General features: G+C 40.7%; 20 protein-coding genes. 10 read left to right on the top strand and 10 right to left on the bottom strand.

Annotated elements, in window-relative coordinates; all coding sequences use genetic code 11:
• Nucleotides 1–213: 213 nt before the first annotated feature.
• The 4 genes from MK805_RS16405 to MK805_RS16420 all read left to right on the top strand — a co-directional run bounded on the left by MK805_RS16405 (nucleotide 214) and on the right by MK805_RS16420 (nucleotide 4,090).
• A complete protein-coding gene (locus MK805_RS16405; RefSeq protein WP_240876998.1) occupies nucleotides 214–1,164 on the top strand; it encodes a tyrosine-type recombinase/integrase in 951 nt (316 codons plus the stop codon).
• A 126-nt stretch (nucleotides 1,165–1,290) separates the two neighbouring features.
• The gene (locus MK805_RS16410) at nucleotides 1,291–2,127 is read left to right on the top strand and encodes a YitT family protein (protein WP_420833103.1); all 837 of its coding nucleotides are present in this window, start codon (nucleotides 1,291–1,293) and stop codon (nucleotides 2,125–2,127) included.
• 553 nt (nucleotides 2,128–2,680) lie between these two features.
• Nucleotides 2,681–2,986: a RidA family protein gene (locus MK805_RS16415; RefSeq protein WP_240877000.1), complete on the top strand. Its 306-nt coding sequence runs from the start codon at nucleotides 2,681–2,683 to the stop codon at nucleotides 2,984–2,986.
• Between the two features lie 93 nt (nucleotides 2,987–3,079).
• The gene (locus MK805_RS16420; RefSeq protein ID WP_240877001.1) at nucleotides 3,080–4,090 is read left to right on the top strand and encodes an asparaginase; all 1,011 of its coding nucleotides are present in this window, start codon (nucleotides 3,080–3,082) and stop codon (nucleotides 4,088–4,090) included.
• Between the two features lie 152 nt (nucleotides 4,091–4,242).
• Here MK805_RS16420 and MK805_RS16425 read toward each other — a convergent pair whose 3' ends face one another.
• Both MK805_RS16425 and MK805_RS16430 read right to left on the bottom strand, forming a co-directional pair.
• A complete protein-coding gene (locus MK805_RS16425; protein ID WP_240877002.1) occupies nucleotides 4,243–4,977 on the bottom strand; it encodes a YheC/YheD family protein in 735 nt (244 codons plus the stop codon).
• Nucleotides 4,978–5,142: 165 nt separating this feature from the next.
• Complete coding sequence (locus tag MK805_RS16430) at nucleotides 5,143–5,526, bottom strand: hypothetical protein (protein WP_240877003.1); 384 nt, start codon at nucleotides 5,524–5,526, stop codon at nucleotides 5,143–5,145.
• Nucleotides 5,527–5,664: 138 nt separating this feature from the next.
• Here MK805_RS16430 and MK805_RS16435 point away from each other — a divergent pair, with 138 nt between their 5' ends.
• The 4 genes from MK805_RS16435 to MK805_RS16450 all read left to right on the top strand — a co-directional run bounded on the left by MK805_RS16435 (nucleotide 5,665) and on the right by MK805_RS16450 (nucleotide 12,392).
• Nucleotides 5,665–6,801 carry a transglutaminase domain-containing protein gene (locus MK805_RS16435; RefSeq protein WP_240877004.1) on the top strand — a complete coding sequence of 379 codons (1,137 nt, stop codon included), beginning with the start codon at nucleotides 5,665–5,667 and terminating at the stop codon, nucleotides 6,799–6,801.
• Nucleotides 6,802–7,129: 328 nt separating this feature from the next.
• Nucleotides 7,130–8,230, top strand: coding sequence for a hypothetical protein (locus tag MK805_RS16440; RefSeq protein ID WP_240877005.1), 1,101 nt, complete (start codon nucleotides 7,130–7,132; stop codon nucleotides 8,228–8,230).
• Nucleotides 8,231–8,232: 2 nt separating this feature from the next.
• The gene (locus tag MK805_RS16445; protein ID WP_240877006.1) at nucleotides 8,233–11,457 is read left to right on the top strand and encodes an AAA domain-containing protein; all 3,225 of its coding nucleotides are present in this window, start codon (nucleotides 8,233–8,235) and stop codon (nucleotides 11,455–11,457) included.
• A 158-nt stretch (nucleotides 11,458–11,615) separates the two neighbouring features.
• Nucleotides 11,616–12,392, top strand: a complete 777-nt coding sequence (locus tag MK805_RS16450; RefSeq protein ID WP_240877007.1) for an alpha/beta fold hydrolase — start codon at nucleotides 11,616–11,618, stop codon at nucleotides 12,390–12,392.
• Between the two features lie 56 nt (nucleotides 12,393–12,448).
• On the opposite strand, the gene MK805_RS16455 is transcribed toward MK805_RS16450, so the two are convergent.
• From MK805_RS16455 to MK805_RS16465, 3 genes are all read right to left on the bottom strand, one after another.
• Entirely contained in the window at nucleotides 12,449–13,651 is a 1,203-nt protein-coding gene (locus MK805_RS16455; protein ID WP_240877008.1) for an aminotransferase class I/II-fold pyridoxal phosphate-dependent enzyme, read from the bottom strand.
• A 21-nt stretch (nucleotides 13,652–13,672) separates the two neighbouring features.
• Nucleotides 13,673–14,161, bottom strand: a complete 489-nt coding sequence (locus MK805_RS16460; protein ID WP_240877009.1) for an Lrp/AsnC family transcriptional regulator — start codon at nucleotides 14,159–14,161, stop codon at nucleotides 13,673–13,675.
• 141 nt (nucleotides 14,162–14,302) lie between these two features.
• Nucleotides 14,303–15,226, bottom strand: a complete 924-nt coding sequence (locus MK805_RS16465; protein WP_240877010.1) for a proline dehydrogenase family protein — start codon at nucleotides 15,224–15,226, stop codon at nucleotides 14,303–14,305.
• 166 nt (nucleotides 15,227–15,392) lie between these two features.
• Here MK805_RS16465 and pruA point away from each other — a divergent pair, with 166 nt between their 5' ends.
• Nucleotides 15,393–16,937 carry an L-glutamate gamma-semialdehyde dehydrogenase gene (pruA, locus tag MK805_RS16470; RefSeq protein WP_240877011.1) on the top strand — a complete coding sequence of 515 codons (1,545 nt, stop codon included), beginning with the start codon at nucleotides 15,393–15,395 and terminating at the stop codon, nucleotides 16,935–16,937.
• A 147-nt stretch (nucleotides 16,938–17,084) separates the two neighbouring features.
• Here the strand turns inward: pruA and MK805_RS16475 are convergent, their stop codons facing one another.
• A complete protein-coding gene (locus MK805_RS16475) occupies nucleotides 17,085–17,525 on the bottom strand; it encodes a hypothetical protein (RefSeq protein ID WP_240877012.1) in 441 nt (146 codons plus the stop codon).
• A 599-nt stretch (nucleotides 17,526–18,124) separates the two neighbouring features.
• Nucleotides 18,125–18,376 carry a hypothetical protein gene (locus MK805_RS16480; protein ID WP_240877013.1) on the bottom strand — a complete coding sequence of 84 codons (252 nt, stop codon included), beginning with the start codon at nucleotides 18,374–18,376 and terminating at the stop codon, nucleotides 18,125–18,127.
• A 198-nt stretch (nucleotides 18,377–18,574) separates the two neighbouring features.
• Here MK805_RS16480 and tnpB point away from each other — a divergent pair, with 198 nt between their 5' ends.
• Entirely contained in the window at nucleotides 18,575–19,702 is a 1,128-nt protein-coding gene (gene tnpB, locus MK805_RS16485) for an IS200/IS605 family element RNA-guided endonuclease TnpB (RefSeq protein ID WP_240877014.1), read from the top strand.
• 87 nt (nucleotides 19,703–19,789) lie between these two features.
• On the opposite strand, the gene MK805_RS16490 is transcribed toward tnpB, so the two are convergent.
• From MK805_RS16490 to MK805_RS16500, 3 genes are all read right to left on the bottom strand, one after another.
• Nucleotides 19,790–20,572, bottom strand: coding sequence for a hypothetical protein (locus MK805_RS16490; RefSeq protein WP_240877015.1), 783 nt, complete (start codon nucleotides 20,570–20,572; stop codon nucleotides 19,790–19,792).
• A gap of 129 nt (nucleotides 20,573–20,701) precedes the next feature.
• A complete protein-coding gene (locus tag MK805_RS16495) occupies nucleotides 20,702–21,751 on the bottom strand; it encodes a sensor histidine kinase (RefSeq protein ID WP_240877016.1) in 1,050 nt (349 codons plus the stop codon).
• On the bottom strand, nucleotides 21,744–22,424 hold the full coding sequence (locus MK805_RS16500) for a response regulator transcription factor (protein ID WP_240877017.1): 681 nt from the start codon (nucleotides 22,422–22,424) through the stop codon (nucleotides 21,744–21,746). The genes MK805_RS16495 and MK805_RS16500 overlap by 8 nt, the downstream gene beginning before the upstream one ends.
• Nucleotides 22,425–22,432 lie beyond the last annotated feature (8 nt).

Below are 22,432 nucleotides of genomic sequence, written 5' to 3' on the forward strand. Positions count from 1 at the left end.
GTGAGCAGTTGCTATATGTAGTATAGCATTATTGTCAATCTTCTGATGCGAAAATAAATCTCATAAAAAACGCAACGGAAAAAATGTTCCGTTGCGTTTTTGTGTTATAATAAAACCACAGAAATAAAGCATGATAAAATTCATAAACGGTATTTAGGTGATAAACAGGTTCCCAATTACACAGGCGGAATCTTTTGAAAGAAGGTTACCCTCATGAAAGCCCCTCTTGATCAGCGATGTCTAGATTTATTGGAGGAATACGAGCAGTATTTGCTATCTTCCAAAAGTGATCAGACCGTTGATGCTTACCTGCGAATTCTTCGGCAGTTCATCGAATGGATTGGCAAATGTCCCAGTGATAATGGAATATTTTTGATGGAACATCTTTCTCGTGAAGACTTAGAAGTATTTTTAGCTAAACTTCAGGAAAAAGGTTACAGCAGTGCGCATCAACACAAAGTACGAGCGGCGATCAGCCGGTTTGCAAATTGGTTGATCCAAGAAAAACAGCTGTTGTCCCAAAATCCTGCGCATGATGTCTATGTCCCTCCACAAGCTGCTTTTACGCCACGAGAGTTGACTGATGAACAGCGAGAAGTACTGAGAGGTTTAGTGGAAAGACAGCAAAATATGCGTGGCAATGCGATCTTTGCTCTGGGATATTGGGCAGGATGCCGGGTATGTGATGTTTCTTGGCTGCAAGTAGAAGATTGTCATGTGGGCCCGAAAACAGGATGGATAACCGTTGGAGCTAAGAGCGGAAAGAAACGAGACATTGATTTATTAGAAGAAGTGCGCAAACCTCTCTATGAATATTTGAATAGTGAAGAACGGAAAAAGAAAGACAGCAGCTTTGTCTTCTTATCTCAAAAATCAGGACACTTGACGGAAAATGGTATTCACCGCTGGTTTGCCAGTTTAAAGAAAAAGGCTGCACAAGAAGAATGGGAGCTTATTCACGACATTACGTTTCATGAGCTGCGCCAAGATTTTGCGTATCGTGCTAGAAGTGCGGGATGGAGCCTGGAGGAGATCGCTTATTACCTCGGCCATGTGACCAAACAAGGAACACCATCTATTCAAGCTACTGCTAAGTATACACAGTTAAACAGGGAACAAATCAAAGAGAAATTGAAGCAAATAGAGGAGAAAAATAAAAATTGATATTTTAGAAGCGTTTCCTCCTCTTCACCGCAACATCGAAGAAACAGACTAAGGGAGGCATACGTTATGGGAGAAGTTGCAGGGGTATCAGCAATTGAAAAAACAAACCATAAAAAACTGACAACAATGAAGCTGCTGAAGCGGGGAACGATGATATTACTCGGGGCTGTCTTGGTAGCGATTGGACTGGAAATATTTTTGGTGCCAAACCAAGTTATTGACGGGGGAATCGTTGGCATTTCCATCATGTTATCTCATCTTTCGGGATGGAGCTTAGGATTATTCTTATTTGTGCTCAACCTGCCCTTCTTCTTTTTAGGATATAAGCAAATCGGAAAAACATTTGCTATCTCTACGTTATTTGGTGTTGCTGTCATGTCACTAGGAACAGCGTACCTTCATCCAGTTCCTCCTTTGACAAAAGACCCGTTACTAGCAGCAGTTTTTGGAGGGATTATTCTTGGAATTGGGGTCGGCCTGGTTATTCGGTATGGTGGATCACTTGATGGAACGGAAATATTAGCGATTTTATTCAACAAAAAAATTCCATTCTCGGTTGGGCAGACAGTGATGTTCTTCAACTTATTTATCTTAGGAAGCGCCGGGTTTGTATTTGGCTGGGATCGGGCTATGTACTCTTTGATCGCTTACTTTATTGCATTTAAAGTGATCGATATTACCATTGAAGGTTTTGAAGAGACAAAATCAGTTTGGATTATCAGTGAGAAGTCAAAGGATTTAGGAGATGCTATCCTTAATCGTCTTGGACGCGGTGTTACCTATATGAGAGGCGAAGGAGCGTATACAGGAGAAGATAAACAAGTGATCTTCTGTGTTATCACTCGTCTGGAAGAAGCAAAGATGAAGGCAATTGTCGAAGATATCGACCCTCAAGCCTTTCTTGCGATTGGTAATATACACGAGGTGCGAGGAGAAAGCTTTAAGAAACGGGATATTCACTAGCAAAACCAATTTAATATGAACGAGAAATTTGGTACGATAAAAACGTAAGACCCAAATGGGTAAGGTAGCGGCAAGGAGTAAACATGTGTTGGTGTGGTCAAACAGCTACCTGCGGTGTATGTAACAGTTGTATGCAGCACTGCTGCCTCTACAACTTCGCCTTGGTACTGGTACTGGTAATGGCGTAGATACACCCTCTGCGTGCTTGGAATCAAGGGCCTTCAAGCACGCAGAAGTCGGAATTTAAGATCATAAAAGATGGTCTAAAAAATAGATGAATGTTGGGAAACTTATAGTCTTTCATTTACACTAAGAGTAGTCAGAAGACTATTCTTTTTATTTGGTTAGAATAATGTTCCGTTAGTGTAACAGGGGATTTTTGGATTGGGAATCTTACAAAGAATTGCTCATATGGCATTTCGATAATAAATGTTTGCAATTGATAACGGAATGGGTATCATGGATATATGAAAATAACACATATTAACCCAGAAAGCCTTCCTAAAAACCCCGCGTTTACCCAAGTGGTCACGGTTGAAGTTCTGGAAAAACAGTGTATGTAGGCGGTCAAAATGCAGTAAATGCAGCTGGTGAAATAGTTGGTGAAGACTTAGGTACCCAGACGGAGCAGGCTCTTCGAAATGTAAGTGTAGCACTAGCAGCTGCAAATGCGACTCCAAAAGATGTAGTGAAACTTACTATCTATATCGTACAAGGTCACCCGATCCAAGCTGGTTTTCAAGCCGCAAGGAGAGTAGAAGGATGGGATCATCCGGCTGCTATAACGGTTTTGGTTGTACACAGCTTAGTGAATCCCAAATTTTTAGTCGAAATTGAAGCAATTGCAGCAGTAAGATAATAAAGAGTTTTCCGTTATTTCTAATCACTTTTCTTATTACACAACAAAAATAGTAAATCCGATCATAATAATAGATGGACATCACAAGAAGAAATGGGTGTGCTCAAGTTGAAGAAAAAGCTATTGCTGTTGGCTACAGGGGGGACCATTGCCTCGCTTCAAGGCGATAATGGATTAGTTCCCGGAATGACTCCAGATGAGTTGATTCGCTTTGTAGATAAAGTTCCTCCTTTGTACCAACTCGACACGAAACGATTGATGAATATTGACAGCACCAATATGCAGCCGGAGTCATGGATTACGATCGCTGAAGCTGTACGTGATCATTATGCAGACTACGATGGATTTGTGATCACTCATGGAACAGATACAATGGCCTATACTTCTTCTGCTTTGTCCTACATGCTGCAGCAGGGGAGTAAACCGATTGTATTGACAGGCTCACAAGTTCCGATGAATTTCGAACCTACCGATGCCAAACGAAATTTACAGGACGCTATTCGGTTTGCATGTGAAGATGTAGCTGGAGTATTTGTTGTGTTTAATGGCCGAGTGATTCAAGGAACGAGAGCAGTGAAAATAAAAACCAAGAGTTATGATGCATTTGAAAGTATCAATCATCCTTACATTGGCTATGTGGATGGAGAAGAGATCACATATCCTTTAGGGAAACCAACGAATGACCAGCATGTACTGCTTTGTGATACTTCCGTCTGTACAGATGTAATAGTTGTCAAACTGTATCCGGGTATTAAACCAGAATTATTTGATTATCTAAAACAGGCATATAAAGGGGTTATTATTGAGAGTTTTGGCAGTGGGGGTATCCCGATTGTAGGCCGTAATCTATTGCCAAAAATTGAAGAGCTGATCGACAGTGGAATAGCCGTAGTGATTACTACCCAATGCTTGGAAGAAGGAGAAGACTTGCATCGGTACGAAGTAGGAAGAAAAGTAGTAGAAAAGAGCATTATTCATACAAGAAATATGAATACAGAGGCAATTGTTGCAAAATTGATGTGGACTTTAGGGAAAAGCAATGTACCAAATGAAGTGAAGCAACTCATGGAGACTCCTATCGCTCATGACCGGTTAGCAACATAATTTTTAGGAAAGATAGAGGGGCGTCTCATAGATATGGAGAACTTGGATGAGTGAACAGTATGATATCCCTATGGAAGCACCGTGACCGACAACTTGCCTCTTTGTCGGTCACTTTTTTTATATAGTAATCACCATTTTTTAGACAGAACTTTTTATCCTTTCATCTTCTTCATTTTCATAATGCGTTGATAAGAGGGTTGATCTTTGCGAAATACCAGCATTCCCGGTTTGATATTAATTTCATAGATCCACAAGTGTCCTTTTTCATCGACACCAATATCTAATCCGAACTCCGTCCACTTAGGAAACTCCTTGCTAAATGTTTGTGTTGCTTCTAATGACAGGGTGGTTAATTGTGCGATATAACCTTCACTTTCCTCTTCACTTAATCCCAGATGATCTTTTAATAAAGGACGGATGGGAACGGGTGTCCCTCCGCTATAAGCATTGGTTGCTACCCCTCTTTTACTCGCCACCCGACCGATAATTGCTCCCATTTCCCATTCTCCATGAATCCGCAGTAAGTGAGTACGGATATCGAATAGCCGTCCGTTTTTGGTGTAACTAGCGATACCTTGTTGAACGAGATAAGGCCGATTCATTTTCTCACGCCTAATACACCTCATGAGTGATTCGATCGTATTTTTATGAAGTGTTTTATTACGATCACGTGGTTTGACAAGATAACCATTGGATTTTCTCTCTATGCGAATCACGCCTTTACCTTGGCATGAATTATTTGGTTTGACATAAATCGTAGGGTATTTGTTTAACATGGATTGTAGACTGGATTTAGTAAGAGGGTGATATTCCGGGATATGAGATGAAACATAATAGTTGCTGGATAATATTTGCGCATTCCCGATTTTACTAATCTCCTTTTGCATATTCTCACCAGCCTGTCAGGATCAAGTTTCTATTTAATTTATGTGGTGAAAGATAGAATGGGAAGGGCATAAGACCTGTGTGGGCTAGTGGAAAAGAGATAGTTTCGAAGAAAAAAATGTAGAAAACATGGCGAGACCGGATTCCGATAGGAGCCCGGTCTATGATCACCTGACAATAACTCGTTCTTTCAGGCGGTCTCGTGCAGGGATGAATTTCCCATCCCTGAAAAACTGAAAAGGATCGGTGAGAAATGGAATGGAGTTTCCTTTGTAGGTAATGGTGAAAAATGACTTTCCCCGAACAAGTTGGAATACTTGCTCTTGTTTTACATCGATTTCAAAAGAGATTTGATCCGGGTCGCCTTCATCTGGGGTATAACCCAAAGTTACTAGGCCACCTCTGCAAATAACTCTCCTTCCTGTCCACTCGACTAGCTCAGGTTGAAAAGTTCTGATAATGATGGTTATGGGGCCATGGAAACCAGCAAAGGTATGGATCCCATCATCGACCTCAACAGAAACCGCTTCCAATATTCCAAAAGGATTCATCTTTCTCCCAATCGTTTCGCTTACTCTTTTAGTATACAGAATAGGTCAATGGAAAATGAACCAGAATATAGACCTTTTTTCCTTTCCAGATTAAACTATAAGGTATGGAAGAAAATCAACAAAAAGGGGACTACTGTTTTGCAAACTAACTGGATCACCATCATTGTAGTGTTTTTGCTTGTCAGCCCTCTGTTGATAGGTTTAATCAGAGGTTTACCAAGAGAATTAGATAAATTGACATACAGCATTCATTCTCTATGTTCTTCTGTTTTATGGCTTTTCTCTTATGGTGTCACGTTTTGGATATTAAGCAGCTTTGTCAAAGTTAATAGTTTACCAGATATAAACCAATTGCAATGGGTGCAACAACAATTACAAGCTAGTATTTTTGCTTGGGCGATAGCAGTTCCTATCCTTGCATTACTTATATATTGGCTCCTCAAATTAATCGCTTGGCCAATCATTTCGCTGTTAACTGGAAGTGTTCATCATGTGAGCAGATGGACAGAGCGACTGCCGCAGGGATTAAGCAGAGTAACTGCTGTAATCATAAATGTTCCAAAAGCAATCTTACAAACGTTGATCTTTCTACTCGCAGTTCACATTGGATTAGCCTATCTGCCTTCTTCTGACCTCTCGAAGATGGCAGAAAATAGTGTTGTCTATGATTGGACCGATCAGAAAGTTATCACGCCAGTGCTTGCCAGTGCATGGAGTAAAGAACTCCCTGTTCTGGGGCAGCAAACACAAGATTGGTTTCATCAGATTAGTCAAGAAGCAGCAAAATACGGACCTAAAGACAGCAAAAGCTTTTGGACATGGCAAACGAGATTTGATTCCAATTCTGAAATTGATAGGACCGCAAAATCGATTGTCAGAGGCGCTAGAAGCGATCGAGAAAAAGCATATCGTCTGTATAAATGGATTGGGGAAAATATTAAGTACGATGATAATAAAGCGTTAGCCATTCAGTCGGGAAACTATCGCTCGCTCACATACGGGGCGATTCCAACTTTCCAAACGAGAACCGGCATTTGTTCTGATTACTCTGCTTTAATGGTGGCGATGGGAAGAGCGGTAGGGCTTGAAGTAAAACAAGAGTTGGGACAAGCAGTTTTACCTGATGGAAGCGGAGGTGCTCACGCTTGGAATGTGGTGTATTTGAAAGACGAGCACAAACAGATTCCTTGTGATCCTACATGGGAGAAATCGGGAAATTACTTTGATAACCGTGATTTCTATGCAACGCATCATCCAGATAAGAAGGCGTTATAAAAGGCAGGAGCCCATATTCCTGCCTTTTTCTTTGGAGGTTGTTGCATTATTCGTCCCAAAAGCGCAGATGTGTGTGGGTGGAGCGTCCTTTGTGTTTTTTCAACAACAGACGCGGAAAACACACACATCAAGCGACCTTTTCCAGTGCTCAAATCTATTTATGCACCAACCTCTTTGACCAACTTAAGTTGTCTTCCTAAAGAGAAATATATGTCTCCATAAGTTTAGTTCTTACCGTAAATTTCTGTATAATTAAATTTATATGGTATCTATACGCTGCGAATATAAATCTTTATCTTTATTTTTTGGCCATGTGGAGGATGTTTTAATGGACTCAGTTCAGACGAAAGTGAATCAAGTATTTCAATATCTGTGTGAACTAAAAAAACTAAATTACCGTATTCAACGTAAAATTACAGATTTTGAAAAATACTGGTGGCAAGCGGATTTAGCACGTCTTTCAGATATTTGGATTCATGATGATAGATTAGAAAATGATCAGTGGGTTATTGCTCATAAAGCTGTTTTACCTCCTGTTCCCAAAATACCCGAGCAATTGCAAGAATGGGTGATCGATTGGGGGAATCCTGAGCAAAAGCCAGAAGTGAAAATGCAGATACCAAGAGAAAGCAGGATGGAAGAAGGAGATATTTATGAACGATTTACTGATAATAAGGCTAGAAAGGAAGCGTTTGATCATTGGTTTTTAAAAGAATGGATACCTTGGGCAAAGGAAACAAAGGAAAAACAGAAAGCGAAAAAGTTTTATGATGAAATGTTTACGCTGTATCATCTGTTGCAAGATGAAGGGGATAACTGGGAGATTGTATGGGGACAAGGTTTGTTAACTTGGGAAAAAGACGATGTCAAAATACAAAGACATCCCCTCGTAACACCATTAGAGTTACGCTTTGATGCTGAACAAGGTTTGTTTACGCTGTGTTCCACGACTAAGGGATCACGTGTGGAAACGGATATGTTACTGCATTTAGATATTCCGAATATGAGCATGATCCAAGAGTTAGACCAAGTGGACGTGCAGCCCAAAAACAAAGGAGAAGTAGCTAGTCTTTTAAAACAGGTAGCAAATATGTTGAGTTCTGAAGGGCAATTTATCGAAGACTGGGCACCGATTAAGCAAGTCACCTCTCATTTGACGATTTCCTACAGTCCCGCTGTTTTTATACGCAAAACAGCGGGGAGAATTTGGGATGTGGAATATCAAAATGTAATTCATCAATTGGAACAAAATTATCCTATTCCAGAAACAATAAAAAAACTCGTCTTATCTGATGATGGAAGCAGGATAGAATCCAAAGCTGCCTATTCCCGCGAGTGGAAAAGTTTAGAGGATAACTTACTCTTTCCTTTGCCTGCAAATCAGGAACAAAAAGAAATCGTACATAAGTTAGCAAGAAATGCTGGGTAGTAGTGCAAGGACCACCTGGAACAGGAAAAAGCCATACCATTGCCAACTTGATCTGTCATTTACTCGCCCATGGTAAAAGAGTTTTAGTAACGAGTGAAAAGGAACGGGCTTTAGAAGTATTAAAAGACAAAATTCCGGATGAAATAAGAGATTTATGTGTAAGCGTGCTTGGTGGAGATAGTAAATCCGTACAGGAGATGGAAAATTCAGTCCGCACGATCGCTGACAATTTGGAGCGGAAAAATATTTCTCTCCTCCATGAAAATATACAACTGTCCCGAAAAGAGTTAGAGGAAATACGCAGAAAAATAGCACGAAACCAAGAGGAAATCAATAAAGTACTTCAAATAGATAATGAAGAAAAATGTATTGCTGGAGTAAAATTCAAGCCATTAGAAGCAGCTAAATGGCTAAAGGAACAAGAACAGTATAATTGGTTCCCCGATTCCATCGTACCTGGAACGAGATTTCCCTTGATAAAAGAGGAACTAGTCTCGCTGTATCGCCTTTTAGCAAGTCTCTCAAAAGCGGATTTGGAAAGCTTGCATTTAACGAGACCTAAACGAGAACAGTTACTGAGCCTTGATCGATTTAAAGAGAAGACACAGCAATTTACTACATTGAAGCAGAAGTTCGATGGAGGAAGTCCTTATATACAAGACTGGAAAATACCTGATAGATTATCCTTTTCTCTTGAAGCGCTAATACAACAAAATCATAAAAATGTAAAGCTTCTTGATCACATGTCCAAAGATAATTGGAAAATAACAATTTTAACAGATATGGTTCATCATACAAACCAAAAAGACGAATGGATACGTTTTTTCAAAGATTATAAAGAGCAATTAGAACAGATAATCCAAATCGAGAAAGGTTTGCTGGAGTATGAGATTCAGCTTCCCCCGCATCCAGAACGTAAGATACTAGAAGATATCGAAATTATTGTGGAAAGGATCAATCAAAATAAATCTACAGGCTGGATGTACAAGAAGATAGTTGGTAAAAAATATGCTTATCTGTTTGAACAATGTTTCATTGATGGTTTACCTGCCCAAAAACAAGAGCATTTTGATTTGGTCAAACAGCGTTTAGTTGGTAATCAATTGAAACGTAAATTTCAAATAAAATGGAATCGAATCATGGAAGAAGTAGATGGGCCTCTGATCAATATAGGAGATAGAAAATGGATTAGAGAAGTGCTGGAAGTATTGAAGCAACTAGAAACGATCATTCTGTGGGAAAAGAAGATTATAGAGCCTCTTGCGCCTCTTGCCCAATTATTAGGAGCAAAGGATGTAGATTGGATTAATGCCAAGTCATTCGCTGACTTTCAACATAGTTTAACAGTCTTGCAATTTCACTATCAAATCAAAGAAATAGAAGCTTTTTTTCAGCAAATCTCTTCCAAATTAAGCAAGGAAATAGAAGAACAAGAGACTGTTCACCCAATATGGAATTCATTACGAGCGGCTTGCCAGCAAAAAGATGCTAGAAAGTGGGAGGAGGCGTGTGAGGAAGTCGTTCGATTGGAAAAAATCGAACCTGATTTTTTGTACTATCAACAATTAACAAATAGATTGACAGAGGTCTGTCCCAAGTGGTGCGAACAGTTAATCTCTAGTTCGCTGCGCCCGTTATTCCCGCCAGAAGATTTAGATAAAGCGTGGATTTGGAGCCAACTGAATCATTGGTTAAATGAATTAGAGCAGCATAAGTCTGTAGAGGAACTGGAAGAAGAATTACAGTTAGAGCGACGAAGAGAAGCAAATGTAATTCGTAAATTAGTTGCAGATCAAACTTGGAAAGCTCAATTGGAACGGACGGATGAGCAGCAAAAGAGAAGTTTAACTACTTGGATGCAAATGATGAAAAAGCTCGGAAAAGGTACTGGTAAATATGCTTCCAAATATCGAAAAAGTGCGAGCAGAGAACTAAATAACTGTAGGGATGCAATTCCTGTTTGGATCATGCCAATTCAACGAGTCATTGAAAACATAGAACTCACAAATAACTTATTTGATGTTGTGATAGTAGATGAAAGTAGCCAAAGCAATTTATTTTCCTTGAGTGCACTGTTACGTGCCAAAAAGGCAGTTATTGTTGGGGACGATAACCAAATTAGTCCAGAAACGGTCGGTGTAGACCGTTCGCAAAACTATGAATTAATCAAACAACATTTAAAAGGAATTCCCGGGGCTGATCATTTAGAGCTATCGACGAGTCTATACGACACCGCTAGTCGAATTTTTACCAATAGTAAAGTAGTCTTAAAAGAGCATTTTCGTAGTGTTCCTGAAATTATTCAATTTAGCAATGATCTCATGTATGGTGGAAAGATAGACCCACTTCGTCTACCACTAGTCGAAGAAATGTATGATTATCCGGTTTTAACTGTGCATGTGAAAGATGGATACCGAAAGGAAACGGCCAAAGCATGGAACGAACCAGAAGCTGAGGCAATAGTGGAATTTATCCTTCATTGCTGCGGGGATGAGAAATATAGAGGGAAATCAATGGGTGTTATCTCTCTTCAAGGTTATGATCAAGCTCAGTTAATAGAACAATTGCTCCGTGAAAAATTGGGCGAGAGTGAAATGGTAAAACGTAACATTATTTGTGGGGATGCCTATCGATTTCAAGGGGCAGAAAGAGATATCATCTTTTTGTCCATGGTTGCAGCAAACAATATGCCGATTGGAATTTTAGCAAAAGAATCTGATCGAAGACGGTTTAATGTTGCAGCGAGCCGGGCGAGAGACCAATTGGTCTTGTTTCACTCTGTACGCCTAGATGATTTAAATGCGAATTGCATGCGGTATCATCTTTTAAACTATTGTCTGAATCAGAAGCAGAGAAAGCCAGAAATCAAAGAAGTAGATCATTTATTTGGGTCGACTTTTGAGAAGGATGTGTGCCAATTCATCACAGCAAGAGGTTATCGGGTGACACCTCAAGTTCAAGTAGGAAGTGTAGGAAAGCGGATTGACCTTGTCATCGAAGGTAATGGTAACCGTATAGCGGTAGAATGTGATGGAGATAAGTGGTATGGACTTGATAGATGGGAAGCGGATCTTGAGCGGCAGCGCATTTTAGAACGGGTAGGATGGAAGTTTTGGAGAGTCAGCGGAAGAGAATTTTACCGTAATCCTGAGAATGCGATGGAGACGTTATGGAAGAAGCTGGATGAAATGAATATTTATCCAATGTTAGATGCAGTGAAGTCATGATTTCAAAGGTATGTATCATAGCGTTGTGATGACAAGCTGTCCTGATTATATCGTAAATGATAGAATTTAATTACTTGACTTTCCCCTGCACTGGAAGGTGTATATTAGAATAGAAGAGTATATAAAATTATAGATTTTGATATGGAGATGAATAGACAATGCCAACCTTTGCTTTCAATAATGCAACTCTATACTTTGAAGAAGAAGGACAAGGAAGCCCACTTATCTTACTTCATGGACTTACACAAGATATAGAAACACTTGTTTATGAAAGAGAATTTCTCAAACCCTATTTCCGGGTGATATCTTTAGATGCCCGGGGGCATGGGAAATCGTCTAAACTTTCTTCCTATACTCTTCAAGATCATGTTCAAGATGTTATTGCGCTCATGGATCACTTAGGTATTGAAAAAGCCAGCGTAATGGGGAATTCATTGGGAAGTTATATAGCACAAGGTGTAACAGTGGCGGTGCCTCATCGAGTTGAAAAATTAGTACTCGTTGTTCCGAAAGCTCATGGAAAAACTTCCTCTATGCAGGAGATGTTTCATCGCTATGCAGAAGAATTGGTTGGTATGGATTCTCAGCAACAATTGACCCATCTGACTAAGTATATGTTTTACGATCCTATAGCCGTCGGAAAGGCGTTAAAACAATGGGAAGAAAAAGGTACCGTTTTAAGTCCAGAACAACAGGTTGCTGCTAACAAGGCATTGGAAGGATTTGATTACCGCCCAGAATTACATAAAGTAGAGGCGAAAACACTGGTTATTAGTGGACAACATGATGGATTAAATCCACCTGAACGTGGAAAAGAGGTCGCATCTTTCATACCAAATGCAACATTTGTCTTATTTGAAAAGTCGGGACATGCACCGGTTATTGAAGAGAAAGATCGGTTTAAGCAAGTGGTGACGGACTTTTTGACAAAGTGAGATCTGATATCTAAAAAAGGATGACAAAAATAAGACCCTGATTAGGGTCTTATTTTTCATCCAAGTTGTAAATAGTGTTCTTTATTCGTTTGTCTTTTCTTTTCAACAAAGCGTTTCATCCGCTTCATTGCTTCGTCCAGTCGTTCCAATGATGTAGCATAGGAACAGCGAATGTGTTCCGTTCCGCTTGGACCAAATACTCCTCCTGGCACTACAGCTACTCCTTCTTCAAGTAAAAGCTGTTCAGCAAATGATTCGGCATCTAATCCAGTAGATGTGATAGAAGGAAAGACGTAAAAAGCACCTTCTGGTTCCATACAAGTCAGACCCATTTCACTTAAAGAGTGAACAACGAAACGACGTCTTCGATCATATTGCTGTTTCATATTCAGACATTCTTGCAGACCGTTTTGCAGTGCTTCAAGTGCTGCGATCTGGCTCATTCTCGGTGCACAAAGGGCGGTGTACTGATGGATTTTCAACATGCCTCTCCATAAAATTTCTGGAGCAGCGATAAAACCGATTCGCCATCCAGTCATGGCAAATGACTTGGAAAAGCCATTTATTAATATCGTATGGTCCTTCATTCCATCGAAAGACGCAATGGAAACGTGATTTTTGTTTTTATAGGTCAACTCAGCATATATTTCATCGGATATCACAATCAGCTCGTGTTTTTTTACAAACTCGACAATAGGGGTATAATCTTCTGCTGTCATGATAGCGCCTGTTGGGTTGTTAGGAAAACTGATAATAAGAGCTTTTGTTTTAGGGGTAACACAGCGTTCTAAATCTTCTACTCGTAATTTGAAACCTTCTTTCGCATGAGTAGCAACAGGGACTGGGATACCACCAGCTAATACAACACAAGGTTCATAGGATACATACGAAGGTTCTACTACCATTACCTCATCACCTGGACAAATGAGAGCACGCAAGGCTAGATCTATGGCTTCACTGCCTCCAAATGTAGTGATTATTTCTGTTTCAGGATGATAAGATAAGTCAAAGCGTTTCCGTAAATATTCGGAAACCGCAGATAGCAGTTCAGGCAGACCTTGGTTGGATGTATAGCTAGTAGGTCCGTGCTCCAATGAATCCGTTACCGTTTTACGAATGTGATAAGGAGTGACAAAGTCGGGTTCTCCCACTCCAAGAGAGATAGCGTCAGGAATTTGATTTACAAGATCAAAAAAACGACGTATACCAGATGGAGCCATATCTCTTACAATGGGAGATAGTTTAGACTCTAAATCCATGTCAACACAACCTTTTCCAGATTAAGGGGCAATATGCAGTCGATTATCAGGACCATCTGTATCGAGAAGAACATCTGCCTCTTTGTATTTTTTTAGAATAAAATGTGTTCTGGTATTGACTACAAAATCAAGTGGGGCGAGTTTTTCGGTTACAAAAAGTCCAACTGCTTCAAGCGAATCCACTTCCAATGTGATGGAAAGATCATATGCTCCAGACATCAAATAAACGTTAACCACTTCATTATACATCGCAATCCTTTTGGCAATTACATCAAAACCATGGGCTTGCTGAGGAGTAACTTGTACATCGATGAGTGCACGAACTTTTTGCTTTCCGATTTTTTTCCAATCTATCACACATTGGTAGGCAATGATAGCTTGTTTTTTTTCCAATAAAGCAATAGTCTCCCGTACCTTATCCTCAGGTTGATTTACAATATGCGAGATTTGTTCGATGGTGAGTCGAGCATTTTCCGATAACACAGATAGGATTTCTTCTTGCAGTTCCATTTTTTAGCCCCCTTCTTGATAAATGGCAGCCTGCAATAATTTGCTTTATATATAGTAACAAAAAAAGAGCATTTGGGCTCTTTTTTCATGTAACTTTATTTTTAGCACGGTCTAAGTTTGATAAACCTGACTTTCCGTACTTTATTTTTTGAATAAGTTCTTAAGGATAAAAAGAGCGTTTGCTGGTCTTTCTGCTAATCGTCTAGTAAAATATGGATACCACTGTTTGCCAAAGGGTGTATAAACTCTCACTTTATAACCTTCCGCTACTAATTTCCGTGCAAGATCCGTGCGAATTCCGTACAGCATTTGAAATTCATAGAGGTGATCGGCAATGTTTTGCTCTTTGATCCAAGCGAGTAAGGGATAAATCATGTTTTCATCATGAGTGGCAATTGCTGTGTAAGCCCCATTGGTAAGATGCTGCTTGACTAATTGAATAAATTGCTCGTCGACATCTTTTTTTGCTGGAAAGGCTACTTCTTTCGGCTCTTTATAGGCACCTTTTACGATTCGTAGATTGACTCCTTGTTTTCCTAGTTGTGCTACATCTTGCTCCGACCGATAGAGGTAAGATTGGATGACGAGTCCTATGGTAGCGCTTCCATATTCGGATAGTAAAGTTTGGAAGATGTCCATCGTTATTTCTATTCGTGGAGTATCCTCCATGTCAATCCGTAAAAAATTATGGGTTTCTTTTGCTTTTGCTGCAATTTTTTTCATATTTTCTAAGCAAAAAGCGGAATCTATATCTAGACCAAGTTGTGTTAACTTGACAGAGACGTTTGTTTTCGTGAGTCCAGCTGCATAAATAGCGGAATAGGTATCGACAGCTACACGGGTAGCTTCTATAGCCTCTTCTTTCGAGGTGACACTTTCCCCTAAGTGATCTAAGGTTACCCACAAGTTTTGTTCATTTAATTCGCCAGCACGAGTAATCGCCTCTTGCAGCGTTTCTCCTGCGACAAAACGCCCTGCGCCAAGCTTTAAACCGTATTTGCCAGCTATCGAGCGAATCACTGGATTTGCGGCTAGGGATAAGACAACTTTTCTTGCAAATGACATGACTACACCTACTTCTACTATGAAATAATGAATAAACTTTAATTTACAGTTGTTATTATACAAATTATAGAGAAAATAGACAATAGAGTCCCGTAAATGATTGTTTTTAGGTCGTAACTGCGTTACAATTTTATCGAGTTATAAAAAATTAGGAGGAAATATTGATATGATTCCATTTCGTAACGAACCTTTTACCGACTTCTCCGTTAAAGAAAATCGCAAAGCATTTGAAGCTGCTTTGGATAAAGTCAGATCGGAACTAGGAAAAGAGTACGATCTGATTATTGGCGGAAAACATATTAAAACGGATCAAAAGGTGAACTCCATCAATCCTTCCAATACAAAAGAAGTAGTGGGAATTGTTTCAGAAGCAGATGAAAAACTTGCGGAACAAGCGATGCAGACCGCTGTAGACGCTTTTTCATGGTGGAAACATGTCGACCCGGCAGCTCGTGCCAGCGTATTGTTTAAAGCTGCTGCGATTCTTCGCCGCAAAAAACATGAATTCTCTGCTTGGATGGTGATGGAAGCAGGTAAGAGCTGGCCAGAAGCAGATGGAGACACAGCAGAAGCTATCGATTTTATGGAGTTTTACGGAAGAGAGATGCTTCGCCTCAGTGAGCGTCAGCCAGTAACACCACTGATCGGCGAACAAAATGAATTGAGATATTTACCAATTGGGGTTGGAGCGATTATTCCTCCTTGGAACTTCCCTCTTGCGATTACAGTAGGGATGACAACATCAGCGATTGTAGCTGGTAATACAGTTGTTTTAAAACCTGCCACTCCTACCAATGTAATCGCTTACCAATTTGTCAAAATACTTGAGGAAGCAGGACTTCCAGCTGGGGTTGTCAACTATGTTCCTGGTCCTGGTCCTGTAGTCGGGGAATACTTTGTTAAACATCCGATGACTCGCTTTATTTCTTTCACAGGTTCTCGTGAAGTAGGGCTTCGCATCAACGAACAAGCGGCAAAAACAGCGCCAGGACAAAAGTGGATCAAGCGTGTGGTCGCTGAGATGGGTGGAAAAGATTCCATCGTCGTGGATGAAGATGCTGATCTCGATCTAGCAGCGGATGCGATTGTCAAATCTGCATTTGGCTTTGCTGGTCAAAAATGTTCTGCTTGTTCTCGCGCAATCGTGCATAAGAATGTGTATGACGAAGTTTTAGCGAAAGTAACCGAGAAAACCAAAAGCCTGAAACTAGGCGAAGCAGATGATGTTTCCATCGATCTAGGTCCTGTTGTCGATGATAAAGCATATAATAAAATTTTAGAGTACATTGAGATCGGGAAGAAAGAAGGCCGTCTCGTCGCAGGTGGGGAAAAAGGGGACGAAAGCGGATACTTTATCCAGCCTACTGTCTTTGCTGATGTAGATCCAAAAGCACGCATCTCCCAAGAAGAAATTTTCGGTCCTGTGCTCGCATTTATCAAGGCAGACAGCTTTGATGAAGCACTTGAAATTGCCAACAATACCGAGTTTGGATTGACTGGTGCTGTCATCTGCCGTGACCGTTTGAAGTTGGAAAGAGCACGCAAAGAATTCCATGTTGGAAACCTTTACTTTAACCGCAAATGTACAGGAGCATTAGTAGGAGTTCATCCATTTGGCGGATTTAACATGTCCGGTACCGATTCCAAAGCAGGCGGACGGGATTATCTCTTGTTGTTCTTGCAGGCGCAGTCTGTTTCGGAAGCACTCTAATGATTTAACGTATGAAAGACCACTGGTGTACAGTGGTCTTTTTTGTGTTGGAACGTTTATATGAATGGGATTTATATTCGGCCGGGCAGTGTCGGGTGGATGTTTTTCTGTTTCCACTCCAACACTGCCCTTTCCCCCTATGAGGGACTACTTCTTCCGGCCCTCCCGCTTCTTACGAATGTAAACGAGAGTTCGCAGCGCAGCGAGGAAGCGATTGGTGCTGTGGGAGAGCGATTCCTTCTCCTGTCCCTTCAGCACCTCGCCGAGGGTTCGCAGTGCAGCGAGGAAACGCTCGTGGCTCTTAGGCGGCGCCTCCTGCTCACCGCGAGCGATCCGGACATACATCATCGTGAAGAAGTAGGCGCCCGAATTGGACTGGAGCTTCTTCTTGAGCTGGTCGAGTGTAGTTTCTCCAGTCACCAGCCTCTTGAGGTTGCGGTAGGCGTCGAGAACGGAGCCGAGGTCGTGGATGACCGGGTTTCCGGATGGAATCGACTCCATCGCACAGCCCTCAGGGCGTTCTACTTCGTTGATGATGATCTGAAAGACCTCGGCTGCCTGTTCCACGGTGAGAGGGCGGCGAGTCATGTGAATCCTCCGTAAGGGAGTAGGATTTTTGCGAACTTAGTATAAAGGATGGAAAATAAAATGGGAAGATTCATATATAAAACTTATTCGTTTTTTAATAATTTTTTAAATGATGGTTTATCTCTTTTTACTGTACTTTACTTAACAACTCTGTAGTCATGGTGGAAGAAACACCACTAGCGAATTTATTTCATAATAGAATGAATTCATTGTATTTTTCGTTGTTTATTGTTATAATTTATTTGAGGAATCCTTATAAGAAAATAGGATATCCTAATATAATCTTTAAGAAAGTCTAAGTTCATCGAGAGTATTTTTGACGTAAGGAGGAAAGCTAATGCGCGATTTCATTCCGCCTCCAGCACACCAATTTCGTCTTGCTCCTAATGATGATTAGACAATTTGATATGAAAAAAAGGGCCACCAACAACTATGAAGAAAGGGTTGTTTGGTGGTTTATTCATTTTGAAGAAAGTTTATAGCGCAGAAAAAGAACAAAAAAGCCCCAAATGAGGCTTTTATATTCAAATTGGGGGGATGCGATGTTCGATTGAACGAATTTCACATCCATCCTACTAAGTTAGGCCCCCCCATGGAAACTATCTGGGTCTAGCGAAGAAGTGGAGCAGATCGACGACTAGAGGAACGTACTCAAACTGCAAGGGCTCCCCTGCTCGGAGTCGCTCGATCTCCATCTCGATCTGGCTTGCGAAGGGGTTGTCGAACAGAAAGCAAGCGCCTCCTGCGTAACACTCCAAGACGAGAATCAAGTTTTGTTCTTCTTGACTCTTCGCCTCCTTCGCAAGCATGGCAATAGCCTCTTCAGCCTCTTCGAGAGTTTGGATAGTCATGGCTGCCTTTCCTGTAGCAGGAATACTTGTATTCTATTATAAGATTGCGAGCAAGAAAACCCACGGTTTGAATCGTGGGATGAAAGTGAGTGTTAGAAAGATTCCTTTCCCAAGCCTGACTATTTTTGAAATATACTTGACAAATGACAAACATATGATCTACACTATTCGCAAAATTCCAACGAGGGGGGTGATTCCATGCATAAAGCATTTTCTTACCGGCTTCGACCTACCAGAGCACAGGCGATGATGATTCACAAATCCATTGGCTGTAGCCGTTTTGTATTCAATCATTTTCTTGGGGAATGGAACAAAGTGTATCAAGAAACAGGGAAAGGTCTGTCCTATTCTACCTGTTCCCGTATCTTGACGGAGAAAAAACGAGAGTTAACGTGGTTAAAAGAAGTCGATTCCACTTCCTTGCAAAACACATTGAAACACCTTGCGGATGCCTTCCAGCGTTTTTTTCGTAAGCAAAACGATGCGCCGCGTTTCAAAAGCAGGAAAAATCAGGTGCAGGCGTATACAACTCAGTGTAACTATCCCAAACATAGCAGACCGACCATCGAAATCGAGGGAAACAAAATCAAATTGCCGAAATTAGGCTGGGTAAAGTTTGTCCCCTCCCGAGAAGTAAGTGGTCGTATTTTGTCTGCTACGATCCGTCGGACTCCTACCGGAAAATACAAAATATCCATCCTTTGCGAGGGGTGTTACTTGCGATCTGTTCCGACGAGAAAAGAAGCCATTGGAATCGATTTAGGGTTGAAAGACTTTGCTATTTTTGATGATGGAACGAAAAAGAATGCGAACCGTTTTTTTCGTCAATACGAACAAAAGCTAGCAAAAGCGCAGCAAATGATGGCGAGAAGAAAGAAAGACGGCTCCAACTGGCACAAAGCCCGCATAAAAGTAGCCCGTATTCATGAAAAAATCACCCATGCCCGCCATGATTTTTTACATAAACTATCCACGAAACTGGTGAACGAAAACCAAGTCATCAGTATCGAAACGTTGCAAGTAAAAAACATGGTGAGAAATCATAAGCTGGCGAAATCGATCACCGATGCTTCGTGGTCGGAGTTTGTTACGATGTTAGCATACAAAGCGAAAGAATACGGAAGGAAATTGGTAAGGGTAGGGAAAAACTACCCATCCAGTCAGCTTTGCTCGAGTTGTGACTATATAAACAAAGAAGTGAAGAAACTTCAACTGCGAGAATGGACATGCCCAGAATGTGGTATTCACCATGATCGAGACATCAATGCAGCCAAAAACATTTTGAAAGAAGGAAAAAGATTACTTGCCGCGGGGCTCGCGGTTTAAGCTTGGTAAATTTCCTTGGATTACCGAGGATTACCCAAGAATTCCACGGCTTTAGCCGTGCGGAGTTGTCAAACGATAAATTGGAAATTAACGGAATACTTTGATGAAATCAATATCATAATCAATCGGCTGATCTCCTTGCGGTCCTCGCTGTCCATTGTCTACCGACAGATTGGAGATTAAAAATGCAGACCAATTGGGCCCTACCCCAGTGTGATCGGAGTATACAGCTTTTAGGTTGTCTTCAGTGGAACCGACATACCATGTGTTGTTGTTCTCGCCGATTTTGGTGCCAATGTAAATCCATTTTCCAGGACCGATGAGCGATTCATCTTCATAGATGGAACCTGCTGGTTTAACGTGATTGGTCAATTCTAGTTTGTGAGGATTATCCGAATGCCACTCAAATATATCGATTTCATTATTGCCATCTTTCCAAGTCCAAAAGCCGGGCCAAGCACCAACATTTCCAGTTGGAAGCTTGACATGTGTCAAGAGGAAGTCCCCTGCTTGAGCTTGGAATTGGCTGCCCCCAGAGTCACAAGAATCTCCTGTGGTGACAAGCCCTGTATCCCAATATCCATTTCCTTTTGGCGTTGCTTGGATATGTAAATTACCATCAACAATCTTCATCGCCTCGGTAGTGAGGTTATCTAACTTATTATTTTTAGGATTGGTCGTGCAAAATTCATAAGCTCCTGTTTCCCAGCCCCATTTTTTATTTACACCTACTTGTAAGTCATGGAAATCTTCTTGGAAGACGATGGTTCCTTTTGTGGGGTTGTCTTCTTCTGCATAGGTAGGTTGTATGGAAAGGCTGACAAGTAAAGAAAAAGTGATAATGGAACATTTCCAAAGTATTTTTGACATTACTTCACTCCTCATCCTTGTACTTTACTTGTATTGTAAAGCATTCCCAGCAAAAATTTTTTGTCTATTTCGTAAAGAAAAATTTTCCTACTGAAACGAAAATAGACATCTTTTTCAGATGCCTAAGTTCTATTTCCCATATTTTAAGGGAATGGAAACGGTTATGGTAGTTCCTTCTCCTAATTTACTTTCCACTTGAATCGTTCCATGGTGAAGTTCAACAATTTTTTTGACGATGGAGAGTCCAAGACCACTTCCTCCAGCATTGCGGTTTCGTGATTTATCCCCTTTATAAAATCGTTCAAAAATATGAAGCTGATCTTCTTCGGAAATGCCTGATCCTGTATCAGTAAATTGAACAACTGTATTTTCGCCTGTTTGCTTTAGGGAAATAGTGATGGAACCATGTTCATCTGTAAATTTGATGCTGTTATGCAATAAGTTTGTCCACACTTGGTTGAGCAAGTCAGCATCTGCATAGATGGTGATTTCCTCCAAAATAGGTTCTACCGTTATTTTTTTACCTAACCATTGCGGTTCATTTACTAAAATCACTTGTTGCAATTGCTTGTCCAACCTGTAGTCAGTAGCGACAAATGGATGATGTTCCGATTCCAACGAAGTTAGTTTCATTAGGTTGTCACTCAACTTTGACAGGCGGATACTTTCGGTAATGATGATGTCGATGTAGTGTGTACGCTGGCTCGGTGACAGCTCATTATTTTGCAAGGCACGGGCAAACCCGCGGATGGAGGTGAGTGGAGACTGGATCTCATGGGAGACATTGGAGATGAAAGTTTGCCTCATTTTTTCCATTTCCCCAAGTTCTTCTGCCATATCGTTGATACTGCTCGCTAATGCTGCAAAGGGATGTCCTTTATTGAGTTTTCCTAAGTTTAATTTAACTTTAAAGTTTCCCTTACTGATCTGTTTGATGGCATCGACAATGACATGAAAAACATCATCTCGACGAGAGCTGAATATTTTTCCAATTAGATACATGGTTGACATCATCAATACAAATCCCAAAAATCCAATGAGTAGATCTTTCACATATTCGCTTGTTACATCTTTTAGAGTAGGAAATAACAGATTTACCAACCAATAAGAAAGGGACCAGAAGAATAAAACGATACCGATTCCTGCTAAAGGGCCTAGAACTTTTTTCAGCCTAGCCATGCTGTACTACCTCCAAACGGTAGCCCAACCCGCGTACCGTCCGAATAGCGAAGTCGTATTGCTTTTCTGGAAATCTCTCGCGAAGGCGTTTAACATGTACATCGATGGTTCGCTCATCTCCTTCAAAATCATAGCCCCAAATGCGTTCGATCAGATGTTCACGGGTTAAGGTTCGGTTTGGATAATTGGCAAACTCAAATAAGAGCTCAAATTCTTTGAGAGGAATAGAGATAGGAGTTTGTTTGTACAATATTTCATGCCGTGAACGATCTAACAGTAACTCTCCCAATTGTACGCGGTTAGAGGATATAATTTGATATCTTCTAAGTAGTGCTTTTACACGAACTACCAATTCTTCTACTTCAAACGGTTTCGTCAAATAATCATCGGTACCAACGCGAAATCCTTTTATTTTATGGGTGGTCTCTCCTTTGGCAGTTAACATGAGAATGGGGAAATCGTAAAACTTTCTAAGTTCGGTACATAGCTCAAAACCGTCCATCTGTGGCATCATGATGTCTAAGATAACCATATCTACTTGGATGGAATCAAGAAGTTTCAGTGCTTCTTTGCCATGTACAGCCTCTTCCACTACATAGCCTTCTTGTTTCAGAAAGATACTCACTACTTCACGGATGTGATCATCATCATCTACAACCAAAATACGAGCCATACGGGATT

Source organism: Shimazuella soli (assembly GCF_022511585.1).
Classification (GTDB): Bacteria; Bacillota; Bacilli; order Thermoactinomycetales; family Thermoactinomycetaceae; genus Shimazuella; species Shimazuella soli.

Excerpts from the sequence above, each read along its gene's own strand:
- MK805_RS16480 (WP_240877013.1), bottom strand. The coding sequence starts at position 18,376 with ATGACTATCCAAACTCTCGAAGAGGCTGAAGAGGCTATTGCCATGCTT.
- MK805_RS16410 (WP_420833103.1), top strand. The coding sequence starts at position 1,291 with ATGAAGCTGCTGAAGCGGGGAACGATGATATTACTCGGGGCTGTCTTG.
- MK805_RS16475 (WP_240877012.1), bottom strand. The coding sequence starts at position 17,525 with ATGACTCGCCGCCCTCTCACCGTGGAACAGGCAGCCGAGGTCTTTCAG.
- MK805_RS16420 (WP_240877001.1), top strand. The coding sequence starts at position 3,080 with ATGGGTGTGCTCAAGTTGAAGAAAAAGCTATTGCTGTTGGCTACAGGG.
- MK805_RS16405 (WP_240876998.1), top strand. The coding sequence starts at position 214 with ATGAAAGCCCCTCTTGATCAGCGATGTCTAGATTTATTGGAGGAATAC.
- MK805_RS16430 (WP_240877003.1), bottom strand. The coding sequence starts at position 5,526 with ATGAATCCTTTTGGAATATTGGAAGCGGTTTCTGTTGAGGTCGATGAT.
- MK805_RS16440 (WP_240877005.1), top strand. The coding sequence starts at position 7,130 with ATGGACTCAGTTCAGACGAAAGTGAATCAAGTATTTCAATATCTGTGT.
- MK805_RS16450 (WP_240877007.1), top strand. The coding sequence starts at position 11,616 with ATGCCAACCTTTGCTTTCAATAATGCAACTCTATACTTTGAAGAAGAA.
- MK805_RS16465 (WP_240877010.1), bottom strand. The coding sequence starts at position 15,226 with ATGTCATTTGCAAGAAAAGTTGTCTTATCCCTAGCCGCAAATCCAGTG.
- MK805_RS16455 (WP_240877008.1), bottom strand. The coding sequence starts at position 13,651 with ATGGATTTAGAGTCTAAACTATCTCCCATTGTAAGAGATATGGCTCCA.
- MK805_RS16460 (WP_240877009.1), bottom strand. The coding sequence starts at position 14,161 with ATGGAACTGCAAGAAGAAATCCTATCTGTGTTATCGGAAAATGCTCGA.
- MK805_RS16425 (WP_240877002.1), bottom strand. The coding sequence starts at position 4,977 with ATGCAAAAGGAGATTAGTAAAATCGGGAATGCGCAAATATTATCCAGC.
- MK805_RS16490 (WP_240877015.1), bottom strand. The coding sequence starts at position 20,572 with ATGTCAAAAATACTTTGGAAATGTTCCATTATCACTTTTTCTTTACTT.
- tnpB (WP_240877014.1), top strand. The coding sequence starts at position 18,575 with ATGCATAAAGCATTTTCTTACCGGCTTCGACCTACCAGAGCACAGGCG.
- pruA (WP_240877011.1), top strand. The coding sequence starts at position 15,393 with ATGATTCCATTTCGTAACGAACCTTTTACCGACTTCTCCGTTAAAGAA.
- MK805_RS16495 (WP_240877016.1), bottom strand. The coding sequence starts at position 21,751 with ATGGCTAGGCTGAAAAAAGTTCTAGGCCCTTTAGCAGGAATCGGTATC.
- MK805_RS16500 (WP_240877017.1), bottom strand. The coding sequence starts at position 22,424 with ATGGCTCGTATTTTGGTTGTAGATGATGATGATCACATCCGTGAAGTA.